Origin of the sequence: Sporolactobacillus sp. STSJ-5, assembly GCF_024385605.1 — a bacterium.
Lineage (GTDB): Bacteria > Bacillota > Bacilli > Bacillales > Sporolactobacillaceae > Sporolactobacillus.
In genome coordinates, this window is record NZ_JANFOJ010000002.1 from 1 (window position 1) to 16,675 (window position 16,675).

A 16,675-nucleotide genomic window follows, 5' to 3' on the forward strand; every position below is an offset into this window, starting at 1 on the left:
TATTTACAAGATGCTCACTGATTAAGAATTATTTGGAACCGTTTTAACCTTAGTAATCATAATCTTTCGAATCTGATGGGCTTCCATTTTCTTAACCTCAAAAGTCACATGATCATAATTAAGGGTTGAGCCAACTTCGACATTTGGATCCTCGGCAAGAATCCATCCGCCGATTGTATCGATTCCTTCTTCTTCGATGTCAATTTGAAATTGCTGATTCACATGAGAGATCAGTAATTTGCCATCAACGAGAGCCTGATCAGGATTAATACGTTTAATTAGCGGCTCTTCGCCTTCGTCGTACTCATCTCGAATTTCTCCGACGATTTCTTCCAGAATATCTTCAACGGTGACAAGACCTGATGTGCCGCCATACTCATCAGTGAGAATGGCCATATGAATGCTTTCTTTCTGCATGCGTTCAAAAAGCGTGCGAATCGGCATCGTTTCAAGCACGGATAGAATCGGACGAATATAGTGATCCATCGGTTGAAGATCTTTGTTCAGCACATCGGTGAACATGTCCTTAATATTAATCATGCCGACGACATGGTCTTTATCTTCTTCTACAAGTGGGAAACGAGTAAACTTTTCGTTATGCAGCGTTTGAAGCGACTCTTCAAACGGATCTTCTTTGTAGATACAGACTATTTCGGTTCGCGGCACCATAATTTCTCGAGCAGTTCGTTCATCAAAATCAAAGATGCGTGTCATATAACGTAATTCGCCTTGACTGATTTCCCCGCTTTTAAAGCTGTCGGCCAGTGTAAGCCTCAATTCGCCTTCGGTCAGTGCGCTGTCATGCTGATCTTCAGGTTTAACGCCAAGCAGGCGGATAACTCCGTTTGACAATGTGTTAAGCAGCCATACAAATGGGAAGAGCAGGCGATGTATCCAAATAAGAGGATAGGCAATGTTCAGTGTAATTTGCTCCGCTTTGTGGATCGCAATTCCTTTAGGTGCTAATTCACCAAGAACCACGCTGGCAAACGTGATCAGGAAAAAGCCGGTCAGCACTGAAAGGGTATGAATTAACGCGTTATTCAAGCCAAACAACTGAAATACAGGATTAAATAGGTGGGCAACTGCCGGTTCCCCAATCCAGCCGAGGACAAGCGCAGTAACCGAAATACCGAGTTGTGTTGTTGACAGGTAAGCATTTAATTCATCTACAATTTTCTTTGAAGCAGCAGCACGCTTGTTGCCCAGCTTGATTAGTTCATTCAAGCGGGTGGGGCGAATTTTAACAATCGCAAATTCTGCAGCTACGAAAAAAGCAGTTAATATAATTAAAAAAATGACGATTAATAAGCCAATGGTATCGTCCAAATGAGCCCTGAGTATTGTCATGAATACCCAGGTTTCACCTCCAAATAAATAATCGAATTACACTATTTCAGTATACACGAAAAATGGAATGCTTTGAAAGAAGAAACACAATCTTTGCAAGTGGTTACTCATTTTATAGAAAAATGCCCGACGGTTGGATACCGTCGGGCATTTTCATAATCTGTTAATCAGCAAACAAATGCAGCGCCAACAATAATTAACAGGATGAACAATACAACGATGAGCGCAAACCCACTACCGCAGGATGTGCCACCTACAGGATAAGAAGGGTAGCCGCCACCGCAGCCGCAGCCTTCACTTGCACCACCATATGGAGCATTTGACGGATATCCGCCGAAACCAAAGTTGCCCATTCAAGTCACTCCTTTATCACGAGATATGATATTCTATGTTAACCAGGGGTATTTGGCGATGAAATAAACGCCCAATCCTTGAATCTATGCGAATGCCTATTTGTTGGTTGAACATTTATGTTCCCTTTTTTATTTTAGAAAAGGGAAAATCCGAGTTTCAAGCAGCACGCAAAGGCGCGTTGTTTCGTAAGATTTCATCGCCAGTTGCTTGACAAGAGCGTATGATTACCCCAACCTTGTGATTGAGTATGTTGTGATTTGGAGGAATAATAGATGGGAAAAATGGATGAACAAATAATTGTTGTAGGCAGATCTGATTTATTCGGAGCTGGAGACAGCAGCCTTGTTTTTCAAGGAACAGAGCGATACGAACAATCGGTTGCCACGTTAAAGAAAAGAATGTCTGACCACTTTTTGGTTATGCGACGGGGCGATGCGGAAGAGAATCCGTTATACAAGCAGCCTATTCCATATGCAGTGTTGAAGAAAGGTGAGCGCTATTTTACATATAAGCGGTTAGGCGGAGGCGGCGAAGAACGCCTTTATGGAAAATTATCGATCGGGGTCGGAGGACATATGAATGAAGTTAAGGGCGCAGATGATTTTCAGCAAGTCCTTGCTCAGAATTTGGATCGAGAAATCAATGAGGAATTAATTGTACAGAATGCCGAAACCGCAGACATGAAAACCATTGGTTTAATTAATGATGATAAATCTGAAGTCGGCAAAGTTCACATCGGAGTTCTTGTCGTCATCGTCTTGCCGAATGATGCTCAAGTCGATGTTCGTGAAAAGGACAAATTGGAAGGAAGCTGGAATACACTTGATGAATTAAGAAACCCTGATGTTTATGATCGAATGGAGAGCTGGTCCGGCTTTGCAATCGATGCACTGTCTCATGTGTGAGCGTCAAACAAACCTAATTTTGTGAAAAGAATTTCATTTTGCTTTTAGCAATCGAGTGCAGCGCTATACTAAAATGGCTGACAAATAATGGCCTGCAGATTTGTATGAATGAACATGCAAAATGGCAGGGGTGCCAAAAAGACAGGCGGATATTTATGAACGAAGAACTACTACTCTGCATTATTGTTCCTTGTTTCAATGAAGAAGCTGTACTGCCAGAAACAATAAAGGTATTGACCGGGATCCTTAATTCTTTGTCAGAGACGGGCACGATCAGCCGGAAGAGTTTTATCCTCTTTGTCGATGACGGAAGCTCGGACAAAACGTGGCAGCTTGTAAGTGCACGCGCTGAAACTGTTCCGTCAATACAAGGATTAAGGCTGAGCAGAAATTTTGGGCATCAGAATGCGCTTATTGCAGGTATTGAAACGGTGAATAAAGAAGCGGATTGTGTCATCACTATTGATGCTGATTTGCAAGATGATGCCCGAATGATTCCTGCGTTTGTTTACAAGTATCTGGAGGGATCTGATGTCGTCTACGGAGTACGGAAACGGCGTGATCAAGATACATTCTTTAAAAAAAATACTGCACGTGTTTTTTATAAACTCATGGCTAAAATGGGAGTTAACCTGGTACCGAACCATGCGGATTTTCGTTTGCTCAGCCGAAGAGCGGTACAGGAATTCATGCGCTATCAAGAAGAGAACCTCTTTATTCGAGGCATTATCCCGTTGCTCGGCTTCAAATCGTCTAAAGTGTATTATGACCGCCAAAAACGGTATGCAGGTGAATCAAAGTATCCGTTGAAGAAAATGCTTGCATTCGCAGTCGACGGCATTACTTCATTCAGCATTGTGCCAATTAAATTGGTGATGAGTATCGGCTTTCTTTTTGTATTGATTGGAGGCGCAATTGCTGCTTATGCGTTGATCAATTGGTTTCTAGATCATACAATTAGCGGCTGGACTTCACTGATTTTGTCGATCTGGATGATTGGCGGTATGCAGCTCATGGCAATCGGCGTGATTGGCGAATACATTGGCAAGATCTTCACGGAAACAAAAAAGAGACCACGGTATACTATAGAAATCAATACACTGCACAATAAAAAATTAAGTGAAAAGGATAAGTTCCATGAGTAGCCGAAGTAGAGGGCAGTACATTGATCAAAAAATAAAAAAAGATAATTTAAAATGGCGATGGATCAAACAAGCATTTATTTTTGGCTCCGTTGGCGTGAGTAACACGGCAGTTGATTTTATTGTATTTTTTGTACTGGCACATTTTTTCTCCATTTTTTATGCAGCTGCACAGGTTCTGTCGTATGGCGCCGGTATGCTGAATAGTTATATTTGGAATTCCAAAATTACGTTCTCAGAATCCAAACGGTCGCTTTCACGATTGATTCGATTTATTGTTCTGAATCTCGCTGTACTGGGCATCACTTTGCTGGCTATGCACAGCATGTTGTTTCTGCCTCTGTACATAAATAAATTAATCAGTACACTCATTGGTTTAAGTGTTAACTTTTTGTTAAGTAAATTATGGGTGTTTAGAGCCTAAATGCGGCGCACCGATTGACATTTAGGGACGCAAAATGTAGAATGCTTGTATTCATACGTGCCATTGAATTAGAGCTTATGTCGAACCATTAAAGGTGAGTGTTTGACAGGTCATATAAGCCTGTATTTTTGATTTGATAAACTGCGTTTGGGCAGAATAAATGTTGTGTAGACACTTTAGTTACTGTTATGGATTGATGGGCTTGCGCACATTGTGATTTTTAAGGAGAGCGAATTAAATTGAAAAGAATTTTAACCTACGGCACCTTTGACTTATTGCACTATGGACATATCAATTTATTGAGACGCGCGAAGGAACTTGGCGATTATCTAATTGTCGGGCTCTCGACGGATGAGTTTAATGCCGTGAAACATAAAGAGGCCTACCACAGCTATGAGAACCGCAAGTTGATTCTCGAAGCGATTCGCTATGTCGATAAGGTAATCCCTGAAAAGGATTGGGACCAGAAGATCGCCGATGTTAAAGATAATGATGTGGATATCTTTGTCATGGGTGATGACTGGAAGGGAAAATTTGATTTTCTGAAAGATTATTGTGAAGTTGTTTATCTGCCGCGTACAGTTGGTATTTCAACCACAAAGATCAAACATGATTTGTTTACTGTGAAAAATGGCTAAGGAATTTCTGATTAACTGTTATCTTGTTTTTTTTAAAGTCATTTTTACGCTCTGCAAAATTTTTAGGCTTCACAGGAAGATCGTTTTTGTCTGTTCTTATACAGACAATAATCAATTTGTCTATGATGAAATGAAGCACAGAGGATCTGAAACAGAAGTTGTTTTTCTGTGCCGAGGAAAAGCTGTTTTCACTCATTTCGGCAGCACAGGTGAAATGGTGATTCCGTTTGAAACCATGAATATATGGCAGTTTGTTCGCTCAGCTTATCATTTGGCGACAGCGAAACTGGTTGTGGTTGATAATTATTTCGGTTTTCTTTCGGTGGTCAATTTTAAAAAAGATGTATTATGCATCCAGCTTTGGCATGCATGCGGAGCTTTTAAGACGTTTGGTTTAAAAGATCATTCAGTTACCTTTAGGTCTGCGCGTGCGCGTGCGCGGTTTTCAACCGTATATCGGCACTTTGATAAGATTGTTGTCGGTTCCGATGCCATGGAGGCGATTTTTAGGCAGTCCTTCGGTTTAGGTGATGCCCATTTCATTCATTTGGGGATACCGCGAACCGATCTTTTTTTTGATTTAAAGAAGCAGGCAGAGATAAAAGATTCGTTAAACAAAATGAGTTCGGGCAAGAAAATCATCTTATATGCACCAACTTTCAGAGATCAGCCTCTGGAGGAGCTTGGACTCGATTTAAATAGGATGGAGGAAGAACTCAGCAAAGATTACGTGCTGATTCTTCGTCTGCACCCTTCTGACAGAGGAAAAATGATTAATCTCAGCTGGGATCATAAGTTTTTAATTGATGGTTCCAAATGGAACAGCGTAAACGAGTTACTGCTCGGTACGGATCTTTTAGTGACTGATTATTCATCCATTCCCTTTGAATTTGCATTGCTGAATCGTCCGATGATCTTTTTCCCATATGATTTGAATTCTTATGAAAAAAACAGGGGATTATGGGAAAATTATGAGCAAATGGTTCCAGGGCCAGTTGCGAACTCCACTGATGAAGTCATTCGGCTGATTAAGCGTGACACCTTTGACTTGCGGCAAATTGCGGCTTTTTCGGAGAAATGGAATCGCTATTCAACGGGTCAGTCGAGCAGTAAGATTGTGGATTATTTGACTGCCTGTATGAACAAATGAATGGAGTAATGGTCATAGTGGTTACAACCAATAAAAAAAACAAGAAGAGTAAAAATGAATGGATAGATCCTACTACATCTAGGAGGAGCAGGGGAAATGATCAGTGAGCAAGCCGAAAAACAGATAAAAAAATTAATAAAACCACGGATTTTAAGTTTTGAGGCGAGTCCGGGAGAATGGAACGTCACCATTCGTTTCAATCCAATGGCAGATGAAAGTTACATAAAACGCATGGAAATACACGTGTGCGATCGTTTTGGCGATGCTGCGTTTGTATTTCCTATTGAGTCTGTGAGCAAAGACGAAAATGACTATTGGGATGCAAAGATCAAAATTATGTTGCCGGCAATTCAGAATCGCTTGTTTGAACGCGACTATTGGGACTTTTTCATATCTGTACCTGTAGACCAGTCGTTATTAGATCAGGTCTATTCAAATTTGGACGAAGCTCAGACTGAAGAGATGGAGATTGTTGATCGAAGTGAGCTCGAAGAGGGTTTTCGCTTGACTATTCGCTTGCATGCACTGCGACCGCTGCAACCGCTCGATTTGTTTAGCCTCTATAATGAAGAGCAAGACAAAATGCTCATTCCTTTTTATACAAAAAAGAATGGCCTTTCACTGCGTGTTGAGGAAGTTCACGTAATGGCTCGAATTGATCGTGCGGAGATCAGCAGAACTTTTATGCTTACTCTCGAAGGACATGTTGTTTTCCCGTTTTCTGATGTGCTTTCGCAGCCTGATATCCAAAAGAAAATCATGCTTTTAAACAGCGAAGAAGAGGTCATTGCGGAATGGCGGACTGAGAATGTAGAACGTCCGGATTTAACAGAGGCTGCCGCATCTTTAAATCGTAATTATGATTGGGCAGGTTTTTCTCTTGCCATTGATCTCAAGCCCATTGCATCGCAGTTTGCTGATATCGAAGAGCCCGTTTATCTGTATTTCAGGCTGGAACTGACTCACAAAAAGAACGGGATGCTGTATTCTGAACGTCCAGTGCGTATTCTTGCCAGACATAAGGTGATCACTGGCCGCCACATCATTAAACTGAATGGATTGAAGAAGAGCCTGATTGTGAAGCGAAATCGCAATCACAGCCTTGCTTTCCGCATCGCGCCGTATACCGTGGCTGATGCACTTAAAGGGAAAGCAAGACGCGGCTTGAATCGTGTAAAGAAGAGCAGAGTATTTACATCTCTTTATCACCGAACATTTCAAGCCCTTTCTCATCTGCCGATGAAAAAGAATTTAGTGATGTTTGAGAGCTTTTTCGGTCGCCAATACAGTTGCAATCCGCGTGCGATCTATGAGTATATGCGTGAGCATTGCCCTGAATATCAATTGATCTGGAGCGCTAACGCCAAGTATACAGAATTGTTTGAACAGCATCAATTGCCGTACGTCAAGCGTTTTTCATGGAAATGGCTGATGCTCATGACCCGTGCTAATTATTGGGTGACGAATGTGCGCTTACCGCTTTGGATGTCAAAACCGAAACACACGATTTATCTTCAAACATGGCATGGAACACCATTAAAACGACTAGCTTTGGATATGGAAGAAGTACACATGCCAGGAACAAATACTGAGAAGTACAAACGGAATTTTCTGGCAGAGTCTGCTCGGTGGGATTATTTAATATCACCAAACCGGTATTCATCGGAAATTTTTGCTCGTGCGTTCGGCTTTGAGAATACAATGATCGAGTCCGGCTATCCACGCAACGATTTTCTATATCAGAAGAATAATCAAGAAACGATCGATGCAATTAAGGATCGAATTGGCTTGCCAAAAGATAAGAAAGTTATTTTATACGCACCGACATGGCGTGATAATCAATTCTATGGTAAAGGTCGTTATCGTTTTGAATTGGATCTGGATCTGCGACGCATGCAAAAGGAACTTGGAGAAGATTTCATAATCATCATGCGCATGCACTACTTGATTGCTGATAACCTTGATTTAACTGAATATGAAGGATTTGCTTATGATTATTCACATCATGAGGACATTAGTGAACTTTACATGATCTCTGATCTCTTGATTACGGACTATTCATCCGTTTTCTTTGATTTTGCGAATTTAAGACGGCCAATGATTTTCTTTACGTATGATATTGATGACTATCGTGATCACCTGCGCGGCTTTTATTTTGAATTTGAACAGAAAGCACCAGGACCGCTTGTTTTGACAACAGAGGAAGTAATTCAGGCTGTGCAGAACATTGCAGCATCCGGATTTGCCGTATCTGATCGTTTTGATGCATTTTTTGATAAGTTCTGCTCGCTTGAAAACGGGCATTCTTCGGAAAAGGTAGTGAAAACTGTATTTAAATAAGATTGATTAGTTCAAATGGAATCAAGCAATGTTAAAGAAGTTGTTCCTAAGTCGAATATTTGGCTTTGAAACAGCTTTTTTTTCGAAAATCGGAAATTTTAATCATTGTTATAAGTGTAGAAAAAATGTCATAAAATTAGGGAATTATTGTCTTAAAATACGCTTACAAATTTTGAAAGGTGGTATAGTATAGGTGTAGTAAGTTAAAGAGTTTTGGAAGGTTGGTGATGATTATGTATAAGATTCTCGTTCCTGTTGATGGTTCTGAGCCGGCAAACCGCGCTGTTCATGAAGCAGTTTCGATCGCTTCAGGAAAGAAGGATGCCGAAATTACATTACTTTATGTGAGCCCATCTCCAGTCTATTTTCCTTTCTATTCTATGGTCGGTCCATCACTGGATGCGGATGTCAAAGAGGTTGAAGAAAGAGAAGGAAATCAGATGCTCGACGACACTATCGAAAAAGCATCTAAAGATACATCTGTGACGTTCCGCAAAAAACATCTTTACGGTATTGCGGCACAAGAAATTTGTGATTATGCAAATGATACGAAGAAAGATTTAATTATTATGGGCAACCGAGGAATGGGTGCATTTGGACAGATGATCCTAGGGAGTGTCAGCAATAAAGTGCTTCAACTCGCGCAATGCCCGGTTATGATCGTCAAATAATTAATTTTTACTGATATGGTTAACAACCTTTGCAAATATCGTCATTGCAGAGGTTTTTTATTTTTTTATCCTTTATACTTGAAAGTCAAAGAAGGTCAGATTATAATATAGTCATAAGGTCAAATAAGGTCAAAAGAATCCAAATCCTAATTGACATTAAATCAAACTGAAGGAGGTTTGATCTTATGCTTTGTGATGAGTGTAAATTAAATCAAGCAGTTGTTGAAATGAATGTAATGATTAATGGACAGCAAAAACATCTTCATCTTTGTGAGGAGTGCTACGCAAAAATGAAAAATAATTTTAATATGCCTTCATTTTTTCAGGGCGGCGGGTCGCCATTTGATGATTTATTCCGCAGCTTTATTCAACCGTCAATGGCCTCCGGTGAAAATAGAGCTCAGGAAAACGGTTTGAATTTTGACGGGATGAACGGAAAGTCAGCGGGAGGTGGCGGCGGTGGTCACCGTCGTGGCGGATTTCTGGATCAAGTCGGAAGAAATCTGACCGAAGCTGCACGACAGGGAAAAATTGATCCGGTCATTGGTCGTGAGCGCGAAGTTCAATTAGTTATTGAAACGCTAAATAGAAGAAATAAAAATAATCCGGTCCTTATCGGAGAGCCAGGTGTTGGTAAGACAGCGATTGCTGAAGGACTCGCTTTAAAGATTACCGAAGGAAAGGTACCTGCAAAGCTGGCAAATAAAGAAATTTATCTGATTGATGTTGCTTCCTTAGTTGCGGGTACAGGAATCAGAGGTCAATTTGAGCAGCGAATGAAACAGTTGATGGCTGAGATTGAAAAGCGGAAGAACTGCATTGTCTTTATCGATGAAGTACACTTGCTCGTCGGAGCCGGGTCTGCAGAAGGCGGATCTATGGATGCAGGAAATATTTTGAAGCCGGCACTTGCTCGTGGCGAATTGCAAATTATCGGCGCGACGACCTTGAATGAATACCGCAAAATTGAAAAAGATGCAGCTTTGGAGCGGCGTTTCCAGCCGGTCATTGTCAATGAGCCGACTCAGGAACAGACCATTCAGATCTTAAAAGGCATTCAATCGAAGTATGAAAAGTACCATCATGTTCGGTATACGGATGAAGCAATCAAGGCATGCGTGGCGCTGTCGGCGCGATACATTCAGGATCGTTTTCTTCCGGATAAAGCAATTGACCTAATGGATGAGTCGGGGTCTAAGGTTAATTTGAATCTTACTCCTGTTGATACAGAGAGTGTTAAGAAGAAAATTGAAGAGATCTCTGCGGCTAAGGCAGAAGCGACAAAAAATGAGCAATTTGAAACTGCTGCACGTCTTCGTGATCAAGAACATGCGTATCAGAAGCAGTTGGAACAGTTGGAGAAAATCAAAGCCAATGGTTCTGAATTGCCCGTTACCGGCAAAGATGCGGTTGTTGATGATGTACTGATTCAGCAAATTGTTGAGACACGTACAGGGATTCCGGTTCGCAAATTGCAGGCTGATGAACAAAACAAAATGCGTAATTTGGCTGACCGCCTCAATGCAAAAGTAATCGGTCAAAGCGAAGCCGTCCAAAAAGTATCACGTGCCATTCGCCGCAATCGCACAGGCTTTCGCAAAACAACACGTCCAATTGGTTCGTTCTTGTTTGTAGGACCAACCGGTGTCGGAAAGACCGAGCTTGCAAAAACGCTTGCTGAAGAAATGTTTGGTGAACGCGATTCAATGATCCGTCTTGATATGAGTGAATACATGGAAAAGCACTCAGTGTCTCGTTTAATCGGAGCACCTCCGGGTTATGTAGGCCATGACGAAGCCGGACAGCTTACTGAGAAAGTTCGTCGCAAACCATACAGCATTATTTTGCTTGATGAGATTGAGAAAGCACATCCGGACGTAATGCACATCTTTCTGCAAATCTTGGATGATGGTCGCTTGACAGACAGCCAGGGAAGAACGGTAAGCTTCAAAGATACGGTTATTATCATGACAAGCAACGCCGGGATAAAGAATAAATCTGCTTCGGTCGGTTTTGGAACAACAAGCAGTCGTGAAGATATGATTAAACAGCTTGAAGATTATTTCCAGCCTGAATTTTTGAACCGTTTGGATGGAATTATCAAATTCAATGCATTGAAAAAAGAAGATTTGCTTTCCATTGTCGATCTAATGTTAGGTGATATCCGCGTGGCAGCTTCTGAACAGGGCATCGAGTTGAGTGTCACGGATGCAGCGAAAAAGAAATTGGCAGAGCTCGGTTACAATCCCGAATTTGGCGCACGACCATTGCGTCGGGTTCTTGAAGAGAAGGTTGAGGATCAAATTTCCGACTTGCTTATTGACCATGGTAATGCGAAGAAAATGAACGTTGATGAGAGTGATGGAGACATCAAAGTAACTGTTGAATAAATCAATTCGAAAAAAGCACTTGCAAAGCAGTGCTTTTTTCTTTTACTGAAGCAAATAGTTTCAATGATAAGAACGCATGAATAAGATTGTAGGATAAGTCAAAGTTTACGAATCAGTTCGTTATTGAAAATTTGACAGGAATCAAAAAAAGTGGCAGAATGACTATACATTATATAGTGAAAAACAATGACAGGAATAAGTAGCGGTCGAAACGGCTATTAAGAGAGCAGGCGGTTTGGTGCGAGCCTTGCAGCAATCGATGCAGCGAATTACCTCCTCGAGTATCTTCTGTGAACATATATTCAATTAGTAGCAGAGGACGGTTGCAGCCGTTATGAGTTAATTAAGTGACTGTTTTTTTATCAGTTAACAAGGATGGTACCGTGCGATCAGCGCTCCTTTTTAAGGAGCGCTTTTTATTTTTTTAACTTTTAGCAGTAACTTTTTTAACATGAAAGAGATTCAATTTAATTAGGAAAGGTTGAACCAATTATGGATATTATTGATGATTTAAAGTATCGAGGTTTAATTAATCAAGTATCGGATGAAACAGCATTGCGTGAGGCATTGAAGAAGCCGCTGACCTTCTATTGCGGTTTTGACCCAACTGCAAACAGTCTGCATGCAGGAAACTTACTCGTCATTGTAATCATGATGCGTCTGCAGAAAGCAGGGCATCATCCAATTGCTGTTGTCGGTGGCGGTACAGGTATGATCGGCGATCCAAGCGGTCGTTCAACGGAAAGGCAGCTGAATACAAAAGAGGTAGTGGACAGCTATGCAGAGAGCTTGAAAGGTCAATTGAATCGTTTTCTACATTTTGATGAAGGAAATGCGACCTTTGTTAATAACGCAGAATGGCTTAATTCATTGTCCGCAATTGAATTTCTACGAGATGTCGGCAAATATTTCACACTGAATTATATGCTGTCCAAAGATTCCGTGCAGACAAGGCTGGAAGCAGGTATTTCGTTTACTGAATTCTCATATATGCTGTTGCAATCTTTTGATTACCTCAACCTTTATGAGAAAAAACATTGCAGAATGCAGGTCGGAGGCAGCGATCAATGGGGCAACATCACTGCCGGTTTGGAATTAATTCGGAAGCGCGGCCATGAAGAACAAGCATTTGCCATGACCTTTCCTTTAATCACAAAGAGCGACGGTACTAAATTCGGCAAATCAATGGGCGGAGCAATCTGGTTGGATCCTGAGCGCACAACCCCGTATGAATGGTACCAATTCTGGTTCAATGCATCAGATGATGATGTCGTTAACTTCTTAAAATATTTTACGTTCTTAACGAAAGCTGAAATTGAAGCATTGGCTAAAGAGGTCAAGGAACACCCGGAAGAACGAAAGGCTCAAAAAACACTTGCTAAAGAAATGACCATTCTGGTCCATGGTGAACATGCATTGCAGCAGGCAGAACACATTTCAAAAGCGCTGTTCAGCGGCGATGTTGCACAACTGAGCGGAGAGGAAATTAAGCAGGGCTTTAAAGATGTACCGACATTTAACGCGACAACCAAAGAGGCGGTCAGGCTGCTTGATTTGCTTGTTGAAGCTGGTGTTGTATCTTCCAAACGTCAAGCACGCGAAGATATTTCTAATGGCGCAATTTATATTAACGGGGTGCGTTGCATGGATTTGAATGCACAGGTGACGAATGATGATCGAATTGACGATGAATATGTTATTGTCCGCCGTGGCAAGAAAAAATACACATTAATACAATTCTAATTTTTTCTAAGTTATGCAAAATAAATTGAAGTTTTAGGACGGGATTGTATCACATGGTATACTAAGTGTAGTTGATACATGCTTTAGAGCTATGGGTATTCAGCTACCAATTCAGATTGCGGTTAAGGAGGGGCTAAATAATGGCTTCAGAAAATGAAAAGTGTACATGCAGCGGTACTGGCATTAAGGAGCTGGTGCTTGGCGGAATTATTGGCGGCGCGATCGGTGCATCTATTGCTTTGCTGTTTGCTCCGAAATCAGGAGCTGAGATGCGCAAGGACCTTTCTGTAAGGGAAATCGTAGACAGCGGTGTTGACAAAGTAAAACAAGCGACAACGAGCCTGCTTCATAAAGATGACGAGCCGTTCAGCTAAGTTAGAATCATTAAGCAAATAATAAAAGAGCTCTTCAAGCAGACAGTGCAAATCTACTTGGAGAGCTCTTTTTAACATGGCCGCTGTTAGGGTTCATACCTTTAATCACTTTTATTAGCTCATTATAATTTAATAAACCGTTTTAACTAGCCGAGGAATCTCTACTAGCAAATAAATCAATTGTTTGCTTCCTATTTTACACAATAGGTCGTTTTGGAGGGAAGTTCCAAACAGTTTAATTGGCCACCGAACACGCAGCCGCCATCTATGCCGATTATATTATTCTTTCCAAAAAAAACGTCGCTCGTTTCGTGAAGATTCAACGTTGGCGTATGCCCGAAAATAACAGTCTTATCCCCCTGATAGCCCTCAAAGAATGGTGTGCGAATCCACAAAAAGGTTGTCTCATCGGTGTCCTTTAACTCTTTTTCAGGATCGACTCCTGCATGAACGAAAAAGTAATGTTCCGTTTCAGCATAAACGTTTAAGTGCTGAATCCATTCTAAATCGTCCTGGAGCTCATCCGGTAGCGAAAGCGTTCCATTCTGAACGTCCTTATAGACATTCTCAATGGATAAACCGTAACTCGACAAGGTTTGTGCGCCGCCATTTGCAGCCCAATGAGAAACAGCTTCAGTGCTTTCCCCGACAAGCGCTTTTTCCATCATATCCTCGTGATTGCCCTTTAGAGTAATCGCACCTTCTTTTTCAAGTTGGCGTGCTTTTTTTATTACTTCTTTTGGATTCTGTCCACGGTCGACATAATCCCCTAACAAGAAGAGCAGATCCTCTTCAAGTGAATAATTAACTTTATCGAGTAACGCATTAAACGCGTCGATCTGACCATGCATATCACTGATTACAAGCAAGCGTTTGACTGTCTGCAAACCAATAACCTCTCTTTCTATAACTATCATAGACAAATTACAATCTATTATGCAAGCTTTGATAGAACCAAAGAGAAATATACCTCATCATCAATAAAAATTGATACCTTTTCATTTTACCAAGTACTCACCTTTCAAAAAGTAAAAAAAAGAAAAGCCCTGTTAAGGGCTCGTTATTTTTTCGTTTGAGTGGAAGAGACACCGTAGTTTGAGTCAGGTGGAATCTTTTGATCAGTATTATAGTTGATTTTTGATACATCAGGTGCAACAAATCCTTTAGGATGATAAAAGCGCAGCAGGTCACCATAAATAACCTTGTCTGAGTAGTCAAGCATCTTTTTAGCCATATCTTCATATGGCTTTCCAAGTGAGTCCTCAACTTTCTTGCCATCGTTATTAGCATAGACATTTCCGCCGACAATTGAATATTTGTTCGTAATGACATCACCATTGCGGAAAGGAATAATTTGACGATGTTGCTTTGAAAAAAGATCTGTTCCAAACTGAATGTAGTTTTTGGTATTAATACCGAGCAGACTCATCAGTGTCGGTCTTACATCAACTTCTCCGCCATAGGTTGAAACTGTACCACCTGCTACCTTAGGAATATGAATAAACAGTGGTACTTTCTGCAACTGAGCGTTATCGAAAGGAGTTATTTCATCTTTGCCTAGTACTTTCGCCATGGCATCGTTATGATTTTCTGAGAGACCATAATGGTCACCATACATAATAATCACCGTGTTATCAAAGAGACCGGCCTTTTTTAAGTCTGTGAAAAATTGCTCAACAGCCTGATCCATGTAATTGGCAGACTGAAAATAATTATTAACAACACTGTCACCAAAGTCTCCAGGCTGAAACGTTGTGTCCTCTTTGTCCATGCCGAACGGGAAGTGATTAGACAGAAGGATTAATTTGCTGTAGAACGGCTGCTTCAGATTCGAAAGATAAGGTATTGTTTCCTTAAGAAACGGTTTATCCTTCATGCCGTAATTCTTTGTGTTTTCAGCACTCATATCATAATACTTAGAATCGAAGAAACGCTCATAACCAAGTGATTTATACATTTGATCACGATTCCAAAATGACTTGACATTACCATGAAATACCGCAGTCTCATAGCCGCGCTGATTCATCATTGCAGGAGCAGCCTGATACGTATTTAGTCCTTTCATCTGGAATACAGGTCCCTGCGAGAGAGGAAAGAGCGAATTTTCCATCATGAATTCAGCGTCGGATGTCTTACCTGAGCCGGTTTGATGATAAAAATTCTTAAAATAGGTGGTGTCATCGGCGCCTGCCGTTAGCTTGTTTAAAAAAGGCGTAACTTCTTGACCATTAGGCATTTTGTAGTTGATGGCAAAGCTCTGCAAAGATTCCAAGGATATATAAATGACATTCATTCCCTTGGCTTTTGCATAATAGTTCGGGTTCGGAGCGGCGAAATTTGATTTGGTGAAATTTTGAATATCATTAATATCGCTGCTGTCTGCCATCGCTCTCTGAGCATTTGAGCGGGCATTCTGAATGGTATCATAGATTGCAAAATTATAAGCGCCTAAATATTTTACAATATAGTTCCGATCAAATGTTCGGCTAAGCAGTTCCGGCCGGTCGGTTTCCGCAAGGCTTAAGTTAACAATGAAAACCATGACTGCGGAAACAAAGACAGTAAAGATTGCGCGAATGTTCCATCGCTCAGCAGACGGGCGAGCGATTCTAAAGAGAACGAGACTAAGAACAATTAAAGTATCGATGAAAAATAAAACGTCGTATCCATTCATCAACGACGCAATGCTTCCTCCTAAGTCACCGGCATTGCCCGTTGATTGAGTCATCGTAGAGAATGTAATGAAATCACTAAAGAAGCGGTAGTAAACAATGTTTGCATACAGCCAGAATGATAGGACAAAATTAATAATGATTAGCAGCCATTGCTGCAAGCGTCCCTTAAAAATAATAGCGATACCAAAAAATAAAAGTGCAGAACTTACCGGATTTAGAAAGAGCAGAAATTGCTGCATCTTATCGTTGACACCGAGGTTAAACTGAGTTAAGTAGACAAAGTAAGTTTTTAGCCAAAATAGGATGACTGTGAGCAAGAAGAATGCATATTTTTTTGTTAGTATACGTTGTCCGCCAGTAAATAATTGCTTCACGTTTGTTCAACCTCCTGAAATCAAGGTAAATGATTCAACTAAGGTACTATTCACATCTAAATTTAAAATCGTTATAGTCCCAAATTATATCATACGGATTAATATGAAGTTATATTAAAAATGTGTAAAAAAAAATACACGGAAA

The 16,675-nt window shown here is 40.8% G+C and carries 14 protein-coding genes and 1 other annotated feature; of the genes, 10 read left to right on the forward strand and 4 right to left on the reverse strand.

Annotated elements, in window-relative coordinates:
- Positions 1–21: 21 nt before the first annotated feature.
- Together NOM01_RS02165 and NOM01_RS17100 are read right to left on the reverse strand one after the other, a co-directional pair.
- The gene (locus tag NOM01_RS02165; RefSeq protein WP_255746027.1) at positions 22–1,350 is read right to left on the reverse strand and encodes a hemolysin family protein; all 1,329 of its coding nucleotides are present in this window, start codon (positions 1,348–1,350) and stop codon (positions 22–24) included.
- A gap of 167 nt (positions 1,351–1,517) precedes the next feature.
- On the reverse strand, positions 1,518–1,703 hold the full coding sequence (locus NOM01_RS17100) for a YjcZ family sporulation protein (RefSeq protein ID WP_304654739.1): 186 nt from the start codon (positions 1,701–1,703) through the stop codon (positions 1,518–1,520).
- Positions 1,704–1,976: 273 nt separating this feature from the next.
- Between NOM01_RS17100 and NOM01_RS02175 the strand changes: the two genes are divergently transcribed.
- The 10 genes from NOM01_RS02175 (at position 1,977) to NOM01_RS02220 (ending at position 13,481) form a co-directional block, all read left to right on the forward strand.
- Positions 1,977–2,609 (forward strand): hypothetical protein, encoded by a 633-nt coding sequence (locus NOM01_RS02175; protein WP_255746030.1) that lies wholly within the window; start codon positions 1,977–1,979, stop codon positions 2,607–2,609.
- A gap of 155 nt (positions 2,610–2,764) precedes the next feature.
- Positions 2,765–3,754: a glycosyltransferase family 2 protein gene (locus NOM01_RS02180; protein WP_255746032.1), complete on the forward strand. Its 990-nt coding sequence runs from the start codon at positions 2,765–2,767 to the stop codon at positions 3,752–3,754.
- The gene (locus NOM01_RS02185; protein WP_255746035.1) at positions 3,747–4,175 is read left to right on the forward strand and encodes a GtrA family protein; all 429 of its coding nucleotides are present in this window, start codon (positions 3,747–3,749) and stop codon (positions 4,173–4,175) included. The genes NOM01_RS02180 and NOM01_RS02185 overlap by 8 nt, the downstream gene beginning before the upstream one ends.
- Positions 4,176–4,414: 239 nt before the next feature.
- Positions 4,415–4,813 carry a glycerol-3-phosphate cytidylyltransferase gene (gene tagD / locus NOM01_RS02190; RefSeq protein ID WP_255746038.1) on the forward strand — a complete coding sequence of 133 codons (399 nt, stop codon included), beginning with the start codon at positions 4,415–4,417 and terminating at the stop codon, positions 4,811–4,813.
- Complete coding sequence (locus tag NOM01_RS02195) at positions 4,806–5,963, forward strand: CDP-glycerol glycerophosphotransferase family protein (protein WP_255746040.1); 1,158 nt, start codon at positions 4,806–4,808, stop codon at positions 5,961–5,963. The genes tagD and NOM01_RS02195 overlap by 8 nt, the downstream gene beginning before the upstream one ends.
- A 96-nt stretch (positions 5,964–6,059) precedes the next feature.
- The gene (locus tag NOM01_RS17105; protein ID WP_304654740.1) at positions 6,060–8,303 is read left to right on the forward strand and encodes a CDP-glycerol glycerophosphotransferase family protein; all 2,244 of its coding nucleotides are present in this window, start codon (positions 6,060–6,062) and stop codon (positions 8,301–8,303) included.
- A gap of 227 nt (positions 8,304–8,530) precedes the next feature.
- On the forward strand, positions 8,531–8,974 hold the full coding sequence (locus tag NOM01_RS02205) for a universal stress protein (RefSeq protein ID WP_255746041.1): 444 nt from the start codon (positions 8,531–8,533) through the stop codon (positions 8,972–8,974).
- Positions 8,975–9,159: 185 nt separating this feature from the next.
- The gene (locus NOM01_RS02210; protein WP_255746043.1) at positions 9,160–11,364 is read left to right on the forward strand and encodes an ATP-dependent Clp protease ATP-binding subunit; all 2,205 of its coding nucleotides are present in this window, start codon (positions 9,160–9,162) and stop codon (positions 11,362–11,364) included.
- 177 nt (positions 11,365–11,541) lie between these two features.
- Positions 11,542–11,767: a binding site (T-box leader), on the forward strand.
- Between the two features lie 89 nt (positions 11,768–11,856).
- Positions 11,857–13,107, forward strand: coding sequence for a tyrosine--tRNA ligase (tyrS, locus tag NOM01_RS02215; protein WP_255746045.1), 1,251 nt, complete (start codon positions 11,857–11,859; stop codon positions 13,105–13,107).
- A 140-nt stretch (positions 13,108–13,247) separates the two neighbouring features.
- Positions 13,248–13,481, forward strand: a complete 234-nt coding sequence (locus NOM01_RS02220) for a YtxH domain-containing protein (protein ID WP_255746048.1) — start codon at positions 13,248–13,250, stop codon at positions 13,479–13,481.
- 191 nt (positions 13,482–13,672) lie between these two features.
- Here the strand turns inward: NOM01_RS02220 and NOM01_RS02225 are convergent, their stop codons facing one another.
- Positions 13,673–14,398, reverse strand: coding sequence for a metallophosphoesterase family protein (locus NOM01_RS02225; RefSeq protein WP_370645901.1), 726 nt, complete (start codon positions 14,396–14,398; stop codon positions 13,673–13,675).
- 143 nt (positions 14,399–14,541) lie between these two features.
- Complete coding sequence (gene ltaS, locus NOM01_RS02230; RefSeq protein ID WP_255746053.1) at positions 14,542–16,530, reverse strand: lipoteichoic acid synthase; 1,989 nt, start codon at positions 16,528–16,530, stop codon at positions 14,542–14,544.
- Positions 16,531–16,675: the final 145 nt, after the last annotated feature.